The following is a 20488-nucleotide window of genomic DNA, read 5'->3' as shown; positions in this document are numbered from 1 at the left end:
TGAGACACAACCCTGAGAGGGATTGACGCATAGTGCTCGACGTCAACTTCTTCGACGAGCTTCGGATCGGCCTGGCCACCGCTGACGACATTCGCCAGTGGTCCCACGGCGAGGTCAAGAAGCCCGAGACGATCAACTACCGCACGCTCAAGCCCGAGAAGGACGGACTCTTCTGCGAGAAGATCTTCGGTCCGACCCGGGACTGGGAGTGCTACTGCGGCAAGTACAAGCGTGTCCGCTTCAAGGGCATCATCTGTGAGCGCTGTGGCGTAGAGGTCACCCGCGCCAAGGTGCGCCGTGAGCGGATGGGCCACATTGAGCTGGCCGCTCCCGTCACCCACATCTGGTACTTCAAGGGCGTCCCGTCGCGACTGGGCTACCTGCTGGACCTCGCGCCGAAGGACCTTGAGAAGGTCATCTACTTCGCCGCGTACATGATCACGTTCGTGGACGAGGAGCGTCGTACCCGCGACCTGCCCTCGCTGGAGGCGCATGTCTCCGTCGAGCGCCAGCAGGTCGAGAACCGCCGCGACGCCGACCTCGAAGCCCGCGCCAAGAAGCTTGAGACCGACCTGGCCGAGCTGGAGGCCGAGGGCGCCAAGGCCGATGTGCGCCGCAAGGTGCGCGAGGGCGCCGAGCGCGAGATGAAGCAGCTGCGCGACCGCGCCCAGCGCGAGATCGACCGTCTCGACGAGGTGTGGAACCGCTTCAAGAACCTCAAGGTCCAGGACCTGGAGGGCGACGAGCTGCTCTACCGCGAGCTCCGCGACCGCTTCGGCACCTACTTCGACGGTTCGATGGGCGCCGCCGCGCTGCAGAAGCGCCTGGAGTCCTTCGACCTCGACGAAGAGGCCGAGCGCCTCCGCGAGATCATCCGCACCGGCAAGGGCCAGAAGAAGACCCGCGCGCTCAAGCGTCTCAAGGTCGTCTCCGCCTTCCTCCAGACCAGCAACAGCCCCAAGGGCATGGTGCTGGACTGCGTCCCGGTCATCCCGCCGGACCTGCGTCCGATGGTGCAGCTGGACGGTGGCCGCTTCGCGACCTCCGACCTGAACGACCTGTACCGCCGGGTGATCAACCGGAACAACCGTCTGAAGCGTCTGCTCGATCTCGGCGCCCCCGAGATCATCGTGAACAACGAGAAGCGGATGCTCCAGGAGGCCGTCGACGCGCTGTTCGACAACGGCCGCCGCGGCCGTCCGGTCACGGGCCCCGGCAACCGCCCCCTGAAGTCCCTCAGCGACATGCTGAAGGGCAAGCAGGGCCGGTTCCGTCAGAACCTTCTCGGCAAGCGTGTGGACTACTCCGCGCGTTCCGTGATCGTCGTCGGTCCGCAGCTCAAGCTGCACCAGTGCGGTCTGCCCAAGGCCATGGCCCTTGAGCTGTTCAAGCCGTTCGTGATGAAGCGCCTGGTCGACCTGAACCACGCGCAGAACATCAAGTCGGCCAAGCGCATGGTCGAGCGTGGCCGCACCGTGGTGTACGACGTCCTCGAAGAGGTCATCGCCGAGCACCCGGTGCTGCTGAACCGTGCGCCCACGCTGCACCGCCTCGGCATCCAGGCCTTCGAGCCCCAGCTGGTCGAGGGCAAGGCCATCCAGATCCACCCGCTCGTCTGCACCGCGTTCAACGCGGACTTCGACGGTGACCAGATGGCCGTCCACCTGCCGCTCTCCGCGGAGGCGCAGGCCGAGGCCCGCATCCTGATGCTGTCCTCGAACAACATCCTCAAGCCGGCCGACGGCCGTCCCGTCACCATGCCCACCCAGGACATGGTGCTGGGCCTCTTCTTCCTCACCACGGACGAAGAGGAGCGCGAGGTCAAGGGCGAGGGCCGGGCCTTCGGCTCCACCGCCGAGGCGATCATGGCGTTCGACGCCCGTGAGCTCTCCCTCCAGGCCAAGGTCGACATCCGCTTCCCGGTGGGCACCATCCCGCCGCGCGGCTGGACCCCGCCGGCCGGCGAGGACGCCGACGCCGTCGCGGGCGAGTGGCAGCAGGGCGACAGCTTCCGGCTGCGTACGACTCTGGGCCGCGCGCTCTTCAACGAGCTGCTGCCCGAGGACTACCCCTTCGTCGACTACTCGGTCGGCAAGAAGCAGCTCTCGGAGATCGTCAACGACCTCGCCGAGCGCTACCCCAAGGTCATCGTGGCGGCGACGCTCGACAACCTGAAGGCGGCGGGCTTCTTCTGGGCCACCCGTTCCGGCGTCACCGTCGCCGTCTCGGACATCGTCGTCCCGGAGGCGAAGAAGGCGATCGTCGCCTCGTACGAGGCCAAGGACGAGAAGATCCAGAAGCAGTACGAGCGCGGTCTGATCACCAAGCAGGAGCGCACGAACGAGCTCATCGAGAACTGGACCCGCGCGACCAACGAGGTCGCCGACGCGATGAACGCGAACTTCCCGAAGACGAACCCCATCTTCATGATGGTCGACTCGGGTGCTCGTGGAAACATGATGCAGATGCGTCAGATCGCCGGTATGCGTGGTCTGGTGTCGAACGCCAAGAACGAGACGATCCCGCGTCCCATCAAGGCATCGGTCCGTGAGGGCCTGTCCGTGCTGGAGTACTTCATCTCCACCCACGGCGCCCGTAAGGGTCTGGCGGACACCGCCCTGCGTACCGCCGACTCGGGTTACCTGACCCGTCGTCTGGTGGACGTCTCGCAGGACGTCATCATCCGCGAAGAGGACTGTGGCACCGACCGCGGCCTCAAGCTGCGGATCGCCGAAAAGAGCGCCGAAGGCGTGCTGCGCAAGACCGACGACGTCGAGACGTCGGTTTACGCGCGGATGCTCGCCGAGGACGTCGTCGTCGACGGCAAGGTCATCGCGCCCGCCAACGTCGACCTCGGCGATGTGCTCATCGACGCCCTGGTCGCCGCCGGTGTCGAGGAGGTCAAGACCCGCTCGGTCCTGACCTGTGAGTCGGCGGTCGGCACCTGTGCGTACTGCTACGGCCGCTCGCTGGCCACCGGCAAGCTGGTCGACATCGGTGAGGCGGTCGGCATCATCGCCGCCCAGTCCATCGGTGAGCCCGGCACCCAGCTGACGATGCGTACCTTCCACACCGGTGGTGTGGCCGGTGACGACATCACCCAGGGTCTGCCGCGTGTCGTCGAGCTGTTCGAGGCCCGTACGCCCAAGGGTGTCTCCCCGATCTCGGAGGCGGCCGGCCGCATCCGTATCGAGGAGACCGAGAAGACCAAGAAGATCGTCGTCACCCCGGACGACGGCAGCGACGAGACGGCCTTCCCGATCTCGAAGCGTGCCCGTCTGCTGGTGGGCGAGGGCGACCACGTCGAGGTGGGCCAGAAGCTCACCGTGGGTGCCACCAACCCGCACGACGTGCTGCGCATCCTCGGCCAGCGCGCGGTCCAGGTCCACCTGGTCGGCGAAGTCCAGCGGGTCTACAACTCGCAGGGTGTGTCGATCCACGACAAGCACATCGAGATCATCATCCGGCAGATGCTCCGCCGGGTGACGATCATCGAGTCCGGCGACGCGGAGCTGCTGCCGGGCGAGCTCGTGGAGCGCTCGAAGTTCGAGACCGAGAACCGTCGTGTGGTCACCGAGGGCGGTCACCCCGCCTCCGGCCGTCCGCAGCTGATGGGTATCACCAAGGCCTCGCTCGCCACCGAGTCGTGGCTGTCGGCGGCGTCCTTCCAGGAGACGACCAGGGTTCTGACCGACGCGGCGATCAACGCCAAGTCGGACTCCCTGATCGGCCTCAAGGAGAACGTCATCATCGGTAAGCTCATCCCGGCCGGTACGGGTCTGTCCCGTTACCGCAACATCCGGGTGGAGCCCACCGAGGAGGCCAAGGCCGCGATGTACTCGGCCGTCGGCTACGACGACATCGACTACTCGCCGTTCGGCACCGGCTCCGGCCAGGCCGTTCCGCTGGAGGACTACGACTACGGTCCGTACAACCAGTAAGCGGTAGCGAAACGACGGAAGGGCGGTCACCCCGTGCACACGGGGTGACCGCCCTTCCGCTGTGTATTTCGTTGTGTATACGGACTAGCGGCCCGCGAGCTCCCAGACGGCGAGCATCAGTCCGACGCTCGCGGTGAGGGCGGCGATGCCGGCCAGCGGCCAGCGGGCGCGCTCCAGGGCGTCGAGCCGGTCGGCGGGCCAGGGGTCGGCACCGTCGCCGAGGTTGCTCCCCGGGCCTGTCGCCCCGCCGGAACCAGGAGGGCGAGGGCGTCCCCGAGGACCGGGACGGAGGCGCGGAGGAGGCCGGTCCCCGCGCCGCCCTCGTCCCCAAGAGCCGGAAGTCGAAGGTGCCCACCATCCCCAGGCTCCCCGCCTCCCGCCGGACCCGGCGGGAAGCGCCGCCCGAACCCGGCGACCGGCCGGACGGCGACGCCGGATGACCCGTCCGAGAATTCAAGGAATTCAAGAAGAGCCCTTGCCTCCTGCCCGGGGCCGCTTCAGCGGGACGGCTGAAGATACGGCTGGAGATGGTGCAGCCGGGTGTGGTGGTCCGGATGCGAGGAGAGCAGCTTGCTCAGCGCGCTCGGCTCCTGGAGCGGGACACCGCCGTTGTGCGCGCGCGCCGCGAGAGCCTGCTGCTGATCGGCCTGGTGCAGTTTGTCCAGCACGGTGGCGAGCATCGGCGCGAAACCCAGCGCCGTCGCGTGCTGATCGGCCCGCAGCTCGGCACGCCTGTTCACCGCGGCGAGGGCGTACGGCAGTGCGAGGACGAGCAGCGGCAGCCCGTACAGCGTGCTGATCGTGGCGAAGGCGAAGGCGCCGAAGACCAGCAGCACAAAGCCGACGCCGAAGCAGGAGAACACCCGGGACACCTTGAAGACGATCCGGCCGAAGGCGCGCATCATCCGCCAGGCGATGCGGCCGGGCAGCGCGTACCAGTAGCCCAGCAGCGAGGACCAGGCGTGGCCGCCGACATGGTGGCCCAGCTCATGGGCGAGCACGGCGGCCAGCTCGCCGCTGGGGAGCGCGTTCATCGAGAAACGGGTGACGCCGACGATATGACCCGCGGCGGCGACCGCGTTGAGGTCGTCGCTGTCCTCGATCCACAGCTCGTACGTACGGCCCTCCACACCCGCGCGCGCGGTGACTTCGCGCCACACCGGCTCAAGCCGCTCGCGCTCCCGCGGAGTCGGGTAGCGCAGCCCCAGCAGCCGGCGGGCGACGGCGCTCTCGGTGGGCCGATGGAACACCAGCACCCCGCTGACCAGCCAGGCCAGTACGAGGATCAGGCCCAGCCCGCCGAAGAACGCGGAGACCAGAGCGACGACGAACAGGCTGGCGAGGAAGTTGGGGAGGTAGAGGAGGAGGTTTCCGACGGCGGTGGCGTCGGTGCGGCGCTGGTGCGCGGAGATATGGACCCGGCGCTGGTCGGTGGAGATGTAGTGGTGGTCGGGGGCCGCTGCCGGTGGTGCCGGTGGTGCCGGAGGCGGGGCGGGAGCCTCCCCCTGCGGGGCGGCCGAGAGGTAGGCGGGCCCGGGACCGGTGGGGTACGCCGGCTGCGGGGCGGCCGAGGGGTAGGCGGGCCCGGGACCGGTGGGGTACGCCGGCTGCGGGGCGGCGGGGTACGTCGGGGGCGTCGGCTGCTGGGCGGTCGGGTACGTCGGGGGTGCCTGCGCCGGAATCCCCGGGTAGGAGGGCTCTCCGGCTCCTGGATAGGTGGGTCCTTCGGCTCCTGGGTAGGACGGCTCTCCGGCTCCCGGGTAGGACGGCTCCGGGCCGTCGGTTCCGGGGTGCGCGGGCCCCGCTGACTCGGGGCGGCCGGGGCAGGCCGGTTCGGTGCCCGCTGACTCGGGGTGGCCGTGCGGGGACGGCTGGGCCGGTGGCTGGGTCATGGTGTGCTTCCTTCATGGGTGGTGAATGTCAGCCGATGAGCAGAGACGCCGGGAGCAGTACGGTGCCGACGCTGAACGTGATCAGACCGGTGCGGATCCACTGGTGTTTGCGCGCGGCGATACGACTGGTCTCGGTGAGCGCGGTCGTCAGTCCGGCCGCGGGCTGCGGTTCCAGCGCGGTGAGCGCGGCGGCCAGCTGACCTGTCCTGGCCGCCTGCTGTACGTCGCCGAAGTAGGTGAGCGGCTGTCCCGGGGTCCAGCGGGCGTTCCCGTAACGGGGGAGCACGGCGAGCAGCAGCGCGATGAGGGCGAGCGCGAACGCGGTGGCTCCGGCCCACCACACGGCGGACGCCGGGCCGGACAGCTCCCGGGGCGTCCAGCCACGCCCGGCGAGCAGCCCGCTGAACACACCCGCCGTCATCCCGAGCGCCGCCACCAGGACGGACGCCTTGCTGTCGGCCCGTGCGATCTCGGTGCGCATCTCGTTCAGGAGCCGCTCGGCCGTGCTGGGGTCGGCGGCCGGGCGGGGAGCCGGGGCGGAGATATCCGGGGCCGGGTCCACGGCGGTCATGCGGGCGTGCCCCCCTGTACCTCCTGGCCGTCGCCCCGGCCGTCCCCGGCGTCCTCGGTGCCGGTCGGCGGGGCGGCCTCGGGCGCGGGCGGCGCAGGCGGGGGCGCGGGCGTGGGCGAACTGCCGTACCCGGGAGGCGGCTGCCAGCCGGGGATCGTGCCGACGCCGGGCGCGGTGGGCACCGGCCCGGGGGCGTACGCCCGCTCCGGCGACGGCGACTGCGGCAGAGGTGACTGTGTCGCCTGCCCGAGGACCTGACCGGGAATTTGGCCGAAAGGCGACTGTCCTTGAGGTGCCTGCGCCTGTCCTCCCTGAGCCTGCGCACCCCCGACCGGCACCTGCCCCGGCGGGACGGGAGGGACCTGAGACACCTGAGGTGGGACCTGAGGAACCGCAGGCTGGGTCCACGAGGCCACCGCGGGACCCGCCACAGGTTCGGCGGCGGGACCGGCGGTTCCGCCGCCCGTATCCCCCTCCGGATGGGGCGGCAACTGCGGCGGAGGCCCCTGCGCCACCCCCGGGAGCCGCTGGTTGAGGATGTCGCTCATGGTCCGCAGAGCGAGCTGCTTGGGCCCCTCCAGCTCGTAGTTCTCCGCGTTGTCCCCGCTCAGCAGCTGGCGCACCAGATCCATCTGGGACTGGATCAGCCGCAGCTGGTCCTCCCGCATGGTGTTCATCACCAGCGCCGAGTCCTCCGGGTGCTGGGCCAGATGCAGCGCCCACTGGTGCACCCCGCCCTGCTGGAGATGCCAGAGATAGAAGTCGACCTTCTCCGCCTCCAGCTTCTGGAGCTCGATCTCCTGACGGCTCTGGAGCACGGCCTGCTCATGCGCCCACCGCTGCTGCTGAAGCGCCAGCTCCTGCTGCTGCCTGCCGTAGTCCATCGCCCGCCCGAGCTGGAGTTCGTCCTGCTGCCGGGCCCGCCGGTCGAACTCCACGTCGTACTCCGTGCCGCGCTGGGCGACACGGATCTCCTCGGCCGACGAGTGGTCGATGGCCTGGAGCCGCCGCTGGTGGTCGATGTTCTCCTGGTCCCGGCGCAGCCGTACGACGCAGTTCACCTGGAGCCCGGCCATGGCGCCCAGCGGCCCCATCGCGGCGATCGCGCGCAGCATCGCCTCCTCGGCCCGGGCGCTCTGCCCGATGGCGAAGCCGCGGGTCACCGGCCGGACGGCTTGCTGAAGCTCACCCACCAGCAGCGCCGGGACATCCCGGTGGCCGCTTCTGACGAACTGGGCGGGATCGGCCACCTGCCAGGACAGATCGACCGCGGCGGCGAACTCGAAGGCGTCGTTGTCGCTGGGCAGGGCGAGTTCGGTGCCGTAGGGGTGAACGCCCATGTCCACCTCGTACACCGCCGTGTACCGCTTGGCCGCGACCTCGGAACGCGACGGCCGCAGGGGCGGCAGAAAGGTGTCGTACGCGCCCTTCGGGCTGGTGAACACCAGCGCGTGATCGATGCGCGTCAGGCTCTTACGGGAGAACTCGAACCGCGACAGCTGCCGCACGGTGAGCACCGGGTCGACCAGCGCGCTGTGCCGGTCTACCGGTTGCTGCCACTCGGGTGGGCGGCGGAAGTCGGCCATGTCGTCTATCTCCTTGCGGCGGTTCCGGGCAGAAAGGAAAGTGAGGGCGGCGGGCGGTCAGCGGATGTGCGGAAGGACCGTGAGCAGCCGGGCGGCGACGGGCGGCGGCGAAGCGCCGTCCTCGCCGGGCATGGTCCGCAGCAGATGGTCCACCCGCTGCCGCTCCGCCGCGCCGGTGATCAGCGCGGGCAGCAGCGCGGCCAGCGCCCACTCGGCCTGCTTCGAACGGTCGGCGCTCAGCACCCAGAAGCGCAGCCGCTCCAGCGCGGAGCGGGTGTGCCGCCGGTCGCCGAGCGCCGCCCGCCACAGCGCCGCGACGTCCCCGGCGACCCGGTCGCCTTCGGCGGCGGCCCGCGCGTACCGGGCGAGGACCAGCGGGACGCCGTACCACTCGTCGTCCTCGGTACGGCGGCACGCGCTGAGGAAGCCGCCGAGCGCGAGATCGTGGACGGCGGAGTCATCGTCGAGGGTCCGCAGCAGTTCCGCGTACACCCGGTCGTCGGCGTCGGACAGCAGCAGCAGGGCGACCGATTCGGCCAGCTCGTACACCATCAGCGGATCGGGGTACCCGCCGTCCGCCGTCCTCGCGTACAGGGTGCGCGCCGCTCCGCGCAGGGCGGTGAGCGTCTGCTCGGGGCGCTCGGGACCGATGAGGGCGTAGGCCCTGATGGCGACCCAGCACAGACCGAGGTCCCCGCTGTGACACCAGTCGTCCAGGATGCGCGGCACATTGGGGGTGCCGATGAAGTGGGTCAGGGTCAGCGCGTTCACCGCGACCAGCCGTTGCCGGTACCGGTCCGACACCGCCCATGGCTCGATGACCAGCGCCATCGCGGAGGGCAGATCGGTACGGGCGAGAATCGCCGCGGTCGAGGCGGCCCGGGTACGTACCAGCGGACGGCCGTCGTCGGCGAGCTGCCGCAGCCAGCGGACCAGGGCGGGCCGGGCCGAGGGATGCCCGGTCCACAGCTCGCTCAGCAGCACCAGCGCGGCCCGGTCGTCCCGGAAGGCCGCCTTGGTCTGGGTGACCGGGCCCCACTCGGTGTGCTCGTCCTCCGGATAGCGCTCCGCGCGGGCCAGCTGGAGCCGCTTGCCGATATGGGTGCCGAAGACGGGCACCGAGGCCGGGGCCGAGGGATTCTCGGTCGCCAGCAGCGAGGCGTACAGCAGATCGCTCACCTCGGCGGTCAGCGCGTACGGGCCCCCGTCGAAGGCGGCGAGCGCCACCAGAAACGCCTTGTCCCGCAGCGGGACAGCCGTCTCGTCCTCCTCGAACCACTCCCGGATCTGGTCCTTGAGCGCGTTCCGGGAGAACTCCGCGACCTCCTCGTCCACCGCCTGCCCCCGGGACCGGCGGGCCAGCACCTCGGCGAAGGCGGCGACCTCGCGCAGCTGGTGGTGGCGGGAGAGGAAGTCGGCGGTGTCCGGGAGCGCCAGCATCCGCTCGGCGCTGTCGTCGTCGGTGAGCGCGCGCACCTGGGCGGCGAGCACCTGACCGGCGGGGGGCGGGGTCCACTCGGCGGCGGGGACGCCGTCCAGTTCGGCGGCGGGTCCCACGGTGATCACCAGATAGGTGTTCTCCTCGGCGAGCCGGTCGCGGGCGGCCAGCAGATGGGTCTCGCGCAGCGGCCGGTCACGGCGGGTGACCAGATCGCAGAGCAGATAGCCGCCGGCCTGCTGTTCCCCGGCGGACCTGGCCCGCTGCTCCCGGGTGGGCCCCGCCGGGTGCTCCTCGCCGAGCCGGGACAGCTCGGCCGGTGCGGTGTCCCGGGCCAGGGCGCGTACGGGCGCGACGCCGAGCCGGTGCAGCAGCATCAGCGCGGTGGTGCGCCGTCCCGAGAAGTGCGGCCCCGACAGCACCAGGACGCGTTCGTCCCGCAGTCTCTCCAGCAGCCCGGCGAACTGCTCCTCGTCGGCGGTGAAGACGGCCGCGAGCCGGTTCGTCGTCGACTGGGGCACGATTCCCGACGCCTGGGCCGCCGCCGATCCGCCGATCCGGTAGTGGATCTCCGTCTTGCTGCCCATGATCACGTCTCCGGCGACCTGGCCGCCGGAGACCCCGTGCTGGTCGCCGCCGACGAGACCGCCGCCGAACCGGGCGGCGGAACCCACCTGCATGATCTTGGGGGTGTGGCCCCTGAGGTCCTGCAGCGCGGCCCAGGCGTCCTGGGGCTGGTCGGAGCCGCCGTCCTCGCCTTCGTCGTCGCCGGGGGCGGTGCTCTCACGGTCGTCGTCGGCCGCCGCTTTCTCGCCCTCGCTCCGGAGCGGTCCGTTCGCGGGGGCCGTTTGGAGGCCGCCGTCCGCGCCGCTCACCGCCGCCCCTCCTGGGCGCTGTCCGACGCGGTGCCGCCAGAGTTGCCGGTGCCGCCTGACACACCCCCGAGGTGTACGTCTCCGGTGACCTGGCCGCCGGAGACCCCGTGCTGGTCACCCGCGACCAGGCTGCCGCCGAAGGAGGGGGCGCCGCCGTGAAAGGCGAAGGTCACCCCGCCACCGCCACCGCCACCGCCACTGCCCCGGGCCGGCGCCGGGCGATCCCCCGATCCGCCCGGCGCCGGCGCCTCCCCCTCGCCATGGTGGTCCGTGTCGCCCCGGTCCGTGCCTCCGCTCCCCGGCACCGGTCCGTACAGCCAGGCCCGCAGCGGGCCGTTCTTGCTGTCGACGGTGATCGGGTGGAAGGCGTCCCGGGGGATGCCCTTGTGGTCATGGCGGACGATCCCGCTGTGCACGCCCTCGGCCACACAGAGCGCGAAGTCGTCGGCGCGCTCGCGCAGCGCGTCCCGCAGCAGCTGGGCGTCGAGCAGCCGGCATGCGTGGTTGAGGTCGGAGCCGACCCAGCCGCCCTGACCGTCCACGGCCACATAGCCGGTGGCCACCACGCCCCGCAGCCGGATCTGCGCGGACTTCGACGCCATCCGGTTCACGGCGCGCAGCTGTACGGGGACCTCGCTGATCACGGCGCGCAGCAGGGCGGTGAGGGAGGCGTTGGCGTCGATCAGCTCCATGACGGAGTCGCCGCGGTCCGCGCGCAGCCGCCGCGTCTCGTCGATGCCCGCGGACTCCAGCACCTGATCGGTGACGTCGTAGAGCATGCGGCGCAGATATGCCTGCTCGACGTCGTCCCGGTCGCTGTACCTCTCGATGTCCAGCAGCAGGATCGTGCGGCTTACGGGCTCGGTCATGGTCGCCTTCCGGTGGGGATGCCGTTGCACGCAGCAGCGTCCTCGCACCGGGGCCCGGAGCGTGAGGGCAGATGACGCACTCGAAGTGTGACCGTGTGCACAGAGCGACTCTGGGCCAGCAGCCGACTACGGGAGTGGGCCGCACTGCCCGGCACCCGGGATGGGCGGGCGGTTGAGTCGCAGGGGAGGGGCCCGCGCCCCTCAGGGGCTGGGCCGGCTTCGTACGACTGGGATCGGTGGCGGCGGTTGAGGTCTCGTGGGAGGGGCCCGCGCTCCCCAGCGACTGGGCCGGCTTCGTACGACTGGGATCGGCGGCGGGCGGTTTCGACTTCATGGGAGGGGGCCGCGCAGGGGTGGTGCCGGGACGTAAAACGTGATTTTGTGGCGCAAAGGAGGCCCGCCATCAAACAGGGACTGGAAACGCGCCGTAAATCATGAGTCCCGGCACCACCCCGGAGCGGACCACGGACCCCAGCACACCGCACCCAGCCCACACCGAAGCACCCGCACCCTCAAGCCCCTACGCGGCCCCTCAGGCCCCCGACCGGACCCGGCCCCTCAGGCCCCCGACCGGACCCGCCCCCTCAGACCCCTGACCGCCCGATACGCCGGAGAATGTCCGGCCGCATGATCAGCAGCGTCCGCCGTCCGGTCGAGACCGCGCCCCGGTCCCGCAGCTCCTTCAGCAGCCGCTGCACCATCTCCCGGGAGGCCCCCACCGACCCGGCCAGCTCCTGCTTGCTCAGCGGCAGGGAGAGCTCGATCCCCGCCTCCGTGCGCTGCCCATGGGTCCGCGCGAGATCGAGCAGCAGTGCGGCGAGCCGCTCCCGTACGCTCATCGACGCGAATTCCAGCCGCCGCTGGTCCGCCGTCCTGGTGCGGTCGGAGGTCAGCCCCAGCAGGGCGAAGGACACCGCCGGGGACCCGTTGAGAAAGTCGGTGAAGCCTTCGCGCTCCACGGCCACGGCCCCGACCTGCTCCAGCGCGGTCACGGTCGCCGAGCGGGGCCGCCCGGTCAGCGCGGAGGACTCCCCGATGATGTCGCCGGGGCCGCGCAGCGCGAGCAGCGCCTCGTAGCCGTTGGCGGCCGATGCGGTGACCTTGGTCCAGCCGCGCACGATGAGGAGCACATGAGACGATGGCTCGTTCTGGTGTACGACCACCATCCGTGGCGCGAAAGTGAGTGCGACGCCGAGCGCGAGCAGGGCCGAGCGGTCCTCGCTCTCCAGCCTGGCGAGAAACGGCACCCGGTCGTCCAGTCCACCGTCGCTGAGTGAGTACGCTGCCGTCATCCAGTCCCCCGATCGTCGTGCGGCGTCCGAAAAGGTACTGAAGGGGAGCGGGCCATGGGCCCGGAACGGCGGGATCGAGCCGCTGACGGGTGTACCGCTGAGCCCGCCCGCCGCACCCCACTGCCGCCCCCTCCCCGCCGCCGCCCGCTGCGCCCCCTCCACCGCACCCCCGCTCGCACCCTCCCCGCGGTGCGCGCCCCCGAAGTACGCTGTATCCTCCGCCACACCCCGGCAAGCGCTCTCCGTGCTCGCCGTTCGCCAAGGTCGGCCGGGGTGCCGCACGCGTGTGCATTTGTTTTGACCGCAGCCCATGCGCTAGGTACGCTCTGACCTTGTGCCTGGGGTGTGCCTGGGCTCCTGTGCGTGTCCTCAACCGCATAGCGAGTCCGATCATCGGCCACCGTGATCTGCGCCTTCTTTCGCCTCGCGGCGAGAGCCTCGCAGCTTCGACACACCCGACCGCGTGGGTCGGAGAAGTTCCAGGTTAGTTTCACTGCACGGCACACAGAAACCGGAGAAGTAGTGCCTACGATCCAGCAGCTGGTCCGTAAGGGCCGGCAGGACAAGGTCGAGAAGAACAAGACGCCCGCGCTTGAGGGCTCGCCCCAGCGCCGTGGCGTCTGCACGCGTGTGTTCACGACCACCCCGAAGAAGCCGAACTCGGCCCTGCGTAAGGTCGCGCGTGTGCGTCTGACCTCTGGCATCGAGGTCACGGCATACATCCCGGGTGAGGGACACAACCTGCAGGAGCACTCCATCGTGCTCGTGCGTGGTGGCCGTGTGAAGGACCTGCCGGGTGTTCGCTACAAGATCATCCGCGGTTCCCTGGACACTCAGGGCGTCAAGAACCGCAAGCAGGCCCGTAGCCGCTACGGCGCCAAGAAGGAGAAGTAAGAATGCCTCGTAAGGGCCCCGCCCCGAAGCGCCCGGTCATCATCGACCCGGTCTACGGTTCGCCTCTGGTGACGTCGCTCATCAACAAGATCCTGCTGAACGGCAAGCGTTCCACCGCCGAGCGGATCGTCTACGGTGCCATGGAAGGTCTTCGTGAGAAGACCGGCGCCGACCCGGTCATCACCCTGAAGCGCGCGCTTGAGAACGTCAAGCCGTCCCTTGAGGTCAAGTCCCGCCGTGTCGGTGGCGCCACCTACCAGGTGCCGATCGAGGTCAAGCCCGGTCGTGCCGCCACCCTCTCGCTCCGCTGGATCGTGGGTTACTCCCGCGCCCGCCGCGAGAAGACCATGACCGAGCGCCTCATGAACGAACTGCTCGACGCCTCGAACGGCCTCGGCGCTTCGGTCAAGAAGCGTGAGGACACGCACAAGATGGCCGAGTCCAACAAGGCCTTCGCGCACTACCGCTGGTAGTCGCTACCCACATCGAGACCGAGAGAAGACTGAGCCATATGGCCACCACTTCGCTTGACCTGGCCAAGGTCCGCAACATCGGGATCATGGCCCACATCGACGCGGGCAAGACGACGACCACCGAGCGCATCCTGTTTTACACCGGTGTGAGCTACAAGATCGGTGAGGTCCACGACGGCGCTGCCACGATGGACTGGATGGAGCAGGAGCAGGAGCGCGGCATCACCATCACGTCCGCCGCGACGACCTGCCACTGGCCGCTCGAGGACGTTGATCACACGATCAACATCATCGACACCCCGGGCCACGTCGACTTCACCGTCGAGGTGGAGCGTTCGCTCCGCGTCCTCGACGGCGCTGTCACCGTGTTCGACGGCGTCGCCGGTGTTGAGCCGCAGTCCGAGACCGTCTGGCGTCAGGCGGACCGCTACGGCGTGCCGCGTATCTGCTTCGTCAACAAGCTCGACCGCACCGGCGCCGAGTTCCACCGCTGTGTCGACATGATCAAGGACCGCCTCGGCGCAACCCCGATCGTGATGCAGCTGCCGATCGGCGCCGAGGCCGACTTCAAGGGTGTCGTCGACCTCGTCACCATGAAGGCGTTCGTCTGGTCCGCCGAGGCGACCAAGGGCGAGATGTACGACATCGTCGACATCCCGGACACCCACCTGGAAGCTGCCGAGGAGTACCGCGGCCTGCTTCTGGAGACCGTCTCCGAGAACGACGAAGAGCTGATGGAGCTGTACCTGGAGGGCGTCGAGCCCACCGTGGAGCAGCTGTACGCGGCGATCCGCCGCATCACCATCGCCTCCGGCAAGTCCAAGGACATCACCATCACCCCGGTGTTCTGTGGCACCGCGTTCAAGAACAAGGGCGTTCAGCCCCTGCTCGACGCGGTCGTGCGCTACCTGCCCTCCCCCCTGGACGTCGAGGCCATCGAGGGCCACGACGTCAAGGACCCGGAGGTGGTCGTCAAGCGCAAGCCGTCCGACGACGAGCCGCTGTCGGCGCTGGCGTTCAAGATCATGAGCGACCCGCACCTCGGCAAGCTCACCTTCGTGCGCGTCTACTCCGGCCGTCTGGAGTCCGGCACCGCGGTGCTGAACTCCGTGAAGGGCCGCAAGGAGCGCATCGGCAAGATCTACCGTATGCACGCGAACAAGCGTGAGGAGATCGAGTCGGTGGGCGCCGGTGACATCGTCGCCGTCATGGGCCTGAAGCAGACCACCACTGGTGAGACGCTCGCGGACGAGAAGAAGCCGGTGATCCTGGAGTCCATGGACTTCCCGGCGCCGGTCATCGAGGTCGCGATCGAGCCCAAGTCCAAGGGCGACCAGGAGAAGCTGGGTGTCGCCATCCAGCGTCTCGCGGAGGAGGACCCCTCCTTCCAGGTGCACACCAACGAGGAGACCGGCCAGACCGTCATCGGCGGTATGGGCGAGCTTCACCTTGAGGTGCTGGTCGACCGGATGCGTCGCGAGTTCCGCGTCGAGGCCAACGTCGGAAAGCCTCAGGTCGCGTACCGCGAGACGATCCGCAAGGCCGTCGAGCGGGTGGACTACACCCACAAGAAGCAGACCGGTGGTACCGGTCAGTTCGCGAAGGTGCAGATCGCGATCGAGCCCATCGAGGGCGGCGACGCGTCGTACGAGTTCGTGAACAAGGTCACCGGTGGCCGCATCCCCCGGGAGTACATCCCTTCGGTGGACGCGGGTGCGCAGGAGGCCATGCAGTTCGGCATCCTGGCCGGCTACGAGATGACCGGCGTCCGCCTGACGCTGCTCGACGGTGGCTACCACGAGGTCGACTCCTCCGAGCTCGCCTTCAAGATCGCCGGTTCGCAGGCGTTCAAGGAGGCCGCTCGCAAGGCGAGCCCCGTGCTGCTTGAGCCGATGATGTCGGTTGAGGTGACCACGCCCGAGGACTACATGGGCGATGTCATCGGCGACATCAACTCGCGCCGCGGCCAGATCCAGTCCATGGAGGACCGGGCCGGTGCCAAGGTCGTCAAGGGCCTGGTGCCGCTCTCGGAGATGTTCGGCTACGTCGGAGACCTCCGCAGCAAGACCTCGGGTCGCGCAAGCTACTCGATGCAGTTCGACTCCTACGCCGAGGTTCCCCGGAACGTCGCCGAGGAGATCATCGCGAAGGCCAAGGGCGAGTAACTCACCCGAGTACACGCTTTAGGCTTGTCACCGGAGCCTACCGGGGCATTCCAGCTGAATACCTGTGTATACGGTTGGAATGCCCCCGGGCCCCGGTATCCCAGCAAAGATCACCTGGCGCCGATGAGTAAGGCGTACAGAACCACTCCCCAGGAGGACCCCAGTGGCGAAGGCGAAGTTCGAGCGGACTAAGCCGCACGTCAACATCGGCACCATCGGTCACATCGACCACGGTAAGACGACCCTTACGGCCGCCATTACCAAGGTGCTGCACGACAAGTACCCGGACCTGAACGAGGCCTCGGCCTTCGATCAGATCGACAAGGCTCCTGAGGAGCGTCAGCGCGGTATCACCATCTCCATCGCGCACGTCGAGTACCAGACGGAGTCGCGTCACTACGCGCACGTCGACTGCCCGGGTCACGCGGACTACATCAAGAACATGATCACCGGTGCGGCGCAGATGGACGGCGCCATCCTGGTGGTCGCCGCCACCGACGGCCCGATGCCGCAGACCAAGGAGCACGTGCTCCTGGCCCGCCAGGTCGGCGTTCCGTACATCGTGGTCGCGCTGAACAAGGCCGACATGGTGGACGACGAGGAGATCCTGGAGCTCGTCGAGCTCGAGGTCCGTGAGCTGCTCTCCGAGTACGAGTTCCCGGGCGACGACCTGCCGGTCGTCAAGGTCTCCGCGCTCAAGGCCCTTGAGGGCGACGCTGAGTGGGGTGAGTCCGTCCTCAACCTGATGAAGGCTGTCGACGAGTCCATCCCGCAGCCCGAGCGTGACGTCGACAAGCCGTTCCTGATGCCGATCGAGGACGTTTTCACGATCACCGGTCGTGGCACCGTCGTCACCGGTCGTATCGAGCGTGGTGTCCTCAAGGTCAACGAGACCGTCGACATCGTCGGCATCAAGACCGAGAAGACCACCACCACGGTCACCGGCATCGAGATGTTCCGCAAGCTGCTCGACGAGGGCCAGGCCGGTGAGAACGTCGGTCTGCTCCTCCGTGGCATCAAGCGCGAGGACGTCGAGCGCGGCCAGGTCATCATCAAGCCCGGTTCGGTCACCCCGCACACCGAGTTCGAGGCCCAGGCCTACATCCTGTCGAAGGACGAGGGTGGCCGTCACACCCCGTTCTTCAACAACTACCGCCCGCAGTTCTACTTCCGTACCACGGACGTGACCGGCGTCGTGACCCTCCCCGAGGGTACCGAGATGGTCATGCCGGGCGACAACACCGTCATGTCGGTCGAGCTGATCCAGCCCGTCGCCATGGAGGAGGGCCTGAAGTTCGCCATCCGTGAGGGTGGCCGGACCGTGGGCGCCGGCCAGGTCACCAAGATCAACAAGTAGTCTTTGTTGGTTTGACCTGGTAGCTCCTCAGCGGAGTACCAAACGAGAGGCCCCACACCGCAAGGTGTGGGGCCTTTTCGTATGCTGCCTGCCGCCGGCCTGCCTGCCGCCCGCCGGGGATGGGCCTAGCGCGGGTGCGTCATCGCCTGTACGTGGTGCAGATGCACCAGAACGTCGAAGGAGCGCCCGAGCGAGACGTCCAGCGGCTCACTGGGGTAGCCGGACGGTACGACGAAGGTGGGCCGGGCCCCGTCCAGCCAGCGTGCGGCGGCCGGGTCGCGCTTCACCCGGCGCAGATCGACGTAGTAGTCGCGGTGGTGGACCCGGTCGAGGGTGTGCTCATTGCTGCCGGGCGCGGCGGGCCCGGTCGAGAAGACGCCCGGCTCGCCGGTCCGGGTGTCCGTCGCCCAGTACTCACCGCTCTGGATGGTGGTGCCGACCGCCAGATACTCCCGGCCCACCAGCTCACGGAAGTACGCGCCCTGGACCACGGGATGACTGGCCGGGAAAGCGCTCTCGTAGCCGAGGTGGGCGTTGTGCGCGGAGACCAGGACCTTGCCGCCCGTGTGCCGCTGCCACCACACCGTGTTCTCGGCCATGGCCCGGTCCCGGAGCCGGTTCGCCTCGGCCCCCGCCACCGGGTCGAGCAGATCGAGGGAGAGGACAGAGGTCATCTGCGCGATGACCCGCGCTTCCTGGAGGACCCACGGATCCGCCGCACCGGACTGCTCCAGCAGCCGGTATGCGGCTGAGGCGTCCCGGTCGAGGGCCTTGCGCTCCTCCTGGGGCATGGCGAGCCACTTCTTGGTGCGCTCTCCCATCTCGGCGGGCAGGGCGAGCAGCGCCGTGTACCGCCGGCGCAGCTCGGGCAGCAGGGCGGGCCGGTGCTCGGCGGTCCAGGCGAGGATCCGCTCGTACTGCCGTGGGTCCGCGTCGTTGACATCGTTGCCCATCACCCGGAGCTGCTCGCCGGGGGCGGCGTCGCGGTTGTGGGCGCGCATCCAGGTGAACAGGTTCAGGAACTGCTCGTTGTTCCAGTCCGCGTACGAGCCCTGGAACTCCTCGCGCATGATCTGCCGCAGATCGCCCTGCCCGGTACGGATGTACTGGTCCAGCCGGACCCCGGACGACCAGGAGGTCTCCAGCGAGAAGGTGGTGTAGCCCGCCTTCTTCACCAGCTGGCGGAAGAGCCGGTCCTTGAGCTGGAACAGCTCCTTGGAGCCATGGGTGGCCTCGCCGACGCCCACGATGGAGGCGTCCTGGGCCAGGGCGACCAGGGCCGTCAGATCCCGGCCCGGGGTGCCGGGCTCGGTGGTCCGCAGCCGGTGCGCGTGCTGTTCGACGGCCTCGATCACGGCCCGGTCGGCGGGCTGCACGGCCGCGCCGGCGGGTGTGAGTGCGCCCAGGGAGAGGGTCAGGGCGGTCGCCGTCAGCGCGATGGCCGCGGCTCGCACCGCGGAGCGCCGGGGGATGGCGCCGGATGTCTCGTGCTCGTGCCGTATGTGTGAAGTGCCGTTGGACACAGCTGTCCCCTCGGTCGATCGGTGTGGGATGCGAATGCCGGGCGTCCCCTCGCTTCCGGCGCTCGGCACTCATCCTGCGGGCCACGCCCACCCGCGAAAAAGCGCCGACCGGGTCACCCTCCGCTAAATTCTGCGCATGGCAGTGATCACGGTTCTGGTCGCGGACGGGGTGCCGGGCCATCAGCTCACCATTCCGGGAATGGTCTTCACCACGGCCGCCGACATCGTCGGGCGGACGGCCTACGAGGTGCGGATCGCCTCCGTCACCGGGACCGTCACCACGGGCGAACCGGCCCTGGCCCTCACCACGCCCTGGGGCCTTCGGGCTCTGGACGACGCCGATACGGTCCTGGTGACCGGGCACGACGGCTTCCGCGCCGCGCCCCCGCCGGGGGTGGCCGACGCCCTGCGCGGCTGCGCGGCCCGGGGCTGCCGGATGGCCGCGATCGGCACGGGCGCCTTCACGCTCGCCGCGGCCGGGCTGCTGGACGGCCGCCGGGCCCTCACCTCCTGGCCGCACACCGAGGAGCTCACCCGGCTCCATCCGGGGGTGCTGGCCGCGTCCCTGGGCGATCCCTCGGTCGTGGACGGCCCCTTCCACACCGCCGCCGGGGTGATGGGCGGGCTCGATCTCTGCGTCGACCTGGTGGAGCGGGACCACGGCTGGCGGATCGCCGCCGAGGTCGCCCGCCGGATCATGCTGCCCTTGCACGACGGCGTCGTCGCCGACCGGGAGGAGCAGGAGCGCGAGATCGCCGACCGGACCTCGATCGAACCCACGCTGCGCTGGCTGGAGGCCCGTCTGCACCAGCCGCTCACACTCGCCGAGCTGGCCGCCCACGCCCGGATCAGCGTCAGCAGCCTCAACCGCCGCTTCCGCGCCCAGACGGGACTGTCCCCGCTTCAGTATCTGCTGCGGGCCCGTCTCGGCGAGGCCCAGTTGCTGCTGGAGAACACCGATGTCCCGATCGAGCAGATCGCGGCCCGGACGGGGTTCGGCTCCCCCGCCAATCTCCGCCACCACTTCCAGCGCCGCACCGGCACCGCCCCCCGCGCCTACCGCGCCGCCTGCCGCGCCCTGACGGCCAGAATCGCCGTCCGCCCGCCGCCTGCTCCGGCCACCGAAGGATGACAACGCGACGGGTGCCCGCTGGGCCCGGCGCGATCGATCGCGCCGGGCCCAGCCCGTACGAGTCTCCCCTGGTCAGCCCTGGGACTCATGCCTCTCGCCAAAGAGCTCGCCGCTCTCCTCGACGCTCAGCGCCCGGTCCCACCAGCCGCCGAGGGTCTCCAGATCGGTGCAGCTCATGATCCGCTCACGGTGCTCGGACTGGACGGGGACGCCACGCTTCTCAACTGCGCGCGCTCCTGGGCCCGGCCTTCTTCCCGGCCTTCTTCCCGGCCAGCCTCCTGGCCTTCCGCTCGGCCTTCTTCCCGGCCCTTGAGGAAGGACTTCTCCATCTGTGTTCCCCGACCGGGGAAGTAGGTAATGACGGACATCAGCTTGCTCCAAGTCTCCCCGGCCGGGGACTTCCCCAGGCCGATCTCCAGCAGTTCGGTGAAGTACTCGGCGGGGGCCGGTCGGGTGGTTTGGGACCGGCCCCTCAGGTGG

General features: G+C 69.6%; 13 protein-coding genes and 1 pseudogene. 6 read left to right on the top strand and 8 right to left on the bottom strand.

Going from position 1 to position 20488, the window contains the following annotated elements:
* Positions 1 to 32: 32 nt before the first annotated feature.
* Complete coding sequence (locus FF041_RS28665; protein ID WP_323392985.1) at positions 33 to 3941, top strand: DNA-directed RNA polymerase subunit beta'; 3909 nt, start codon at positions 33 to 35, stop codon at positions 3939 to 3941.
* Between the two features lie 497 nt (positions 3942 to 4438).
* Here FF041_RS28665 and FF041_RS28660 read toward each other — a convergent pair whose 3' ends face one another.
* The 6 genes from FF041_RS28660 to FF041_RS28635 form a co-directional block, all read right to left on the bottom strand.
* A complete protein-coding gene (locus FF041_RS28660; protein ID WP_153525496.1) occupies positions 4439 to 5833 on the bottom strand; it encodes a M48 family metalloprotease in 1395 nt (464 codons plus the stop codon).
* Positions 5834 to 5861: 28 nt separating this feature from the next.
* Positions 5862 to 6404 (bottom strand): Pycsar system effector family protein, encoded by a 543-nt coding sequence (locus FF041_RS28655; RefSeq protein ID WP_153486781.1) that lies wholly within the window; start codon positions 6402 to 6404, stop codon positions 5862 to 5864.
* Positions 6401 to 7990 carry a hypothetical protein gene (locus tag FF041_RS28650; protein WP_153525495.1) on the bottom strand — a complete coding sequence of 530 codons (1590 nt, stop codon included), beginning with the start codon at positions 7988 to 7990 and terminating at the stop codon, positions 6401 to 6403. The genes FF041_RS28655 and FF041_RS28650 overlap by 4 nt, the downstream gene beginning before the upstream one ends.
* A gap of 57 nt (positions 7991 to 8047) precedes the next feature.
* The gene (locus FF041_RS28645) at positions 8048 to 10303 is read right to left on the bottom strand and encodes a hypothetical protein (RefSeq protein WP_323392983.1); all 2256 of its coding nucleotides are present in this window, start codon (positions 10301 to 10303) and stop codon (positions 8048 to 8050) included.
* Positions 10300 to 11172 (bottom strand): hypothetical protein, encoded by an 873-nt coding sequence (locus FF041_RS28640; protein ID WP_153525494.1) that lies wholly within the window; start codon positions 11170 to 11172, stop codon positions 10300 to 10302. Before FF041_RS28640 ends, FF041_RS28645 begins: the two co-directional genes overlap by 4 nt.
* A gap of 584 nt (positions 11173 to 11756) precedes the next feature.
* Complete coding sequence (locus FF041_RS28635) at positions 11757 to 12464, bottom strand: Crp/Fnr family transcriptional regulator (protein WP_153525493.1); 708 nt, start codon at positions 12462 to 12464, stop codon at positions 11757 to 11759.
* A 522-nt stretch (positions 12465 to 12986) separates the two neighbouring features.
* Between FF041_RS28635 and rpsL the strand changes: the two genes are divergently transcribed.
* The 4 genes from rpsL (at position 12987) to tuf (ending at position 17353) form a co-directional block, all read left to right on the top strand.
* Complete coding sequence (gene rpsL / locus FF041_RS28630; protein ID WP_003948652.1) at positions 12987 to 13358, top strand: 30S ribosomal protein S12; 372 nt, start codon at positions 12987 to 12989, stop codon at positions 13356 to 13358.
* A gap of 2 nt (positions 13359 to 13360) precedes the next feature.
* Positions 13361 to 13831, top strand: coding sequence for a 30S ribosomal protein S7 (rpsG, locus tag FF041_RS28625; protein ID WP_153486777.1), 471 nt, complete (start codon positions 13361 to 13363; stop codon positions 13829 to 13831).
* Positions 13832 to 13869: 38 nt separating this feature from the next.
* Positions 13870 to 15996 (top strand): elongation factor G, encoded by a 2127-nt coding sequence (gene fusA / locus FF041_RS28620; protein ID WP_153486775.1) that lies wholly within the window; start codon positions 13870 to 13872, stop codon positions 15994 to 15996.
* A gap of 163 nt (positions 15997 to 16159) precedes the next feature.
* Entirely contained in the window at positions 16160 to 17353 is a 1194-nt protein-coding gene (gene tuf, locus FF041_RS28615) for an elongation factor Tu (protein WP_323372348.1), read from the top strand.
* Between the two features lie 125 nt (positions 17354 to 17478).
* Here tuf and FF041_RS28610 read toward each other — a convergent pair whose 3' ends face one another.
* Complete coding sequence (locus FF041_RS28610) at positions 17479 to 18876, bottom strand: erythromycin esterase family protein (protein ID WP_153525492.1); 1398 nt, start codon at positions 18874 to 18876, stop codon at positions 17479 to 17481.
* A 136-nt stretch (positions 18877 to 19012) separates the two neighbouring features.
* Here FF041_RS28610 and FF041_RS28605 point away from each other — a divergent pair, with 136 nt between their 5' ends.
* Positions 19013 to 20008, top strand: coding sequence for a GlxA family transcriptional regulator (locus FF041_RS28605; RefSeq protein WP_153525491.1), 996 nt, complete (start codon positions 19013 to 19015; stop codon positions 20006 to 20008).
* A 173-nt stretch (positions 20009 to 20181) separates the two neighbouring features.
* On the opposite strand, the pseudogene FF041_RS39455 reads toward FF041_RS28605, so the two are convergent.
* Positions 20182 to 20488, bottom strand: a pseudogene (locus FF041_RS39455) (hypothetical protein); the annotation flags it as partial.

Source organism: Streptomyces jumonjinensis (genome assembly GCF_009600885.1).
In the GTDB taxonomy this organism is placed as follows: domain Bacteria; phylum Actinomycetota; class Actinomycetes; order Streptomycetales; family Streptomycetaceae; genus Streptomyces; species Streptomyces jumonjinensis.
Note: the sequence above shows the minus strand (reverse complement) of the source record. Positions and strands in the feature narration are given on the sequence as shown.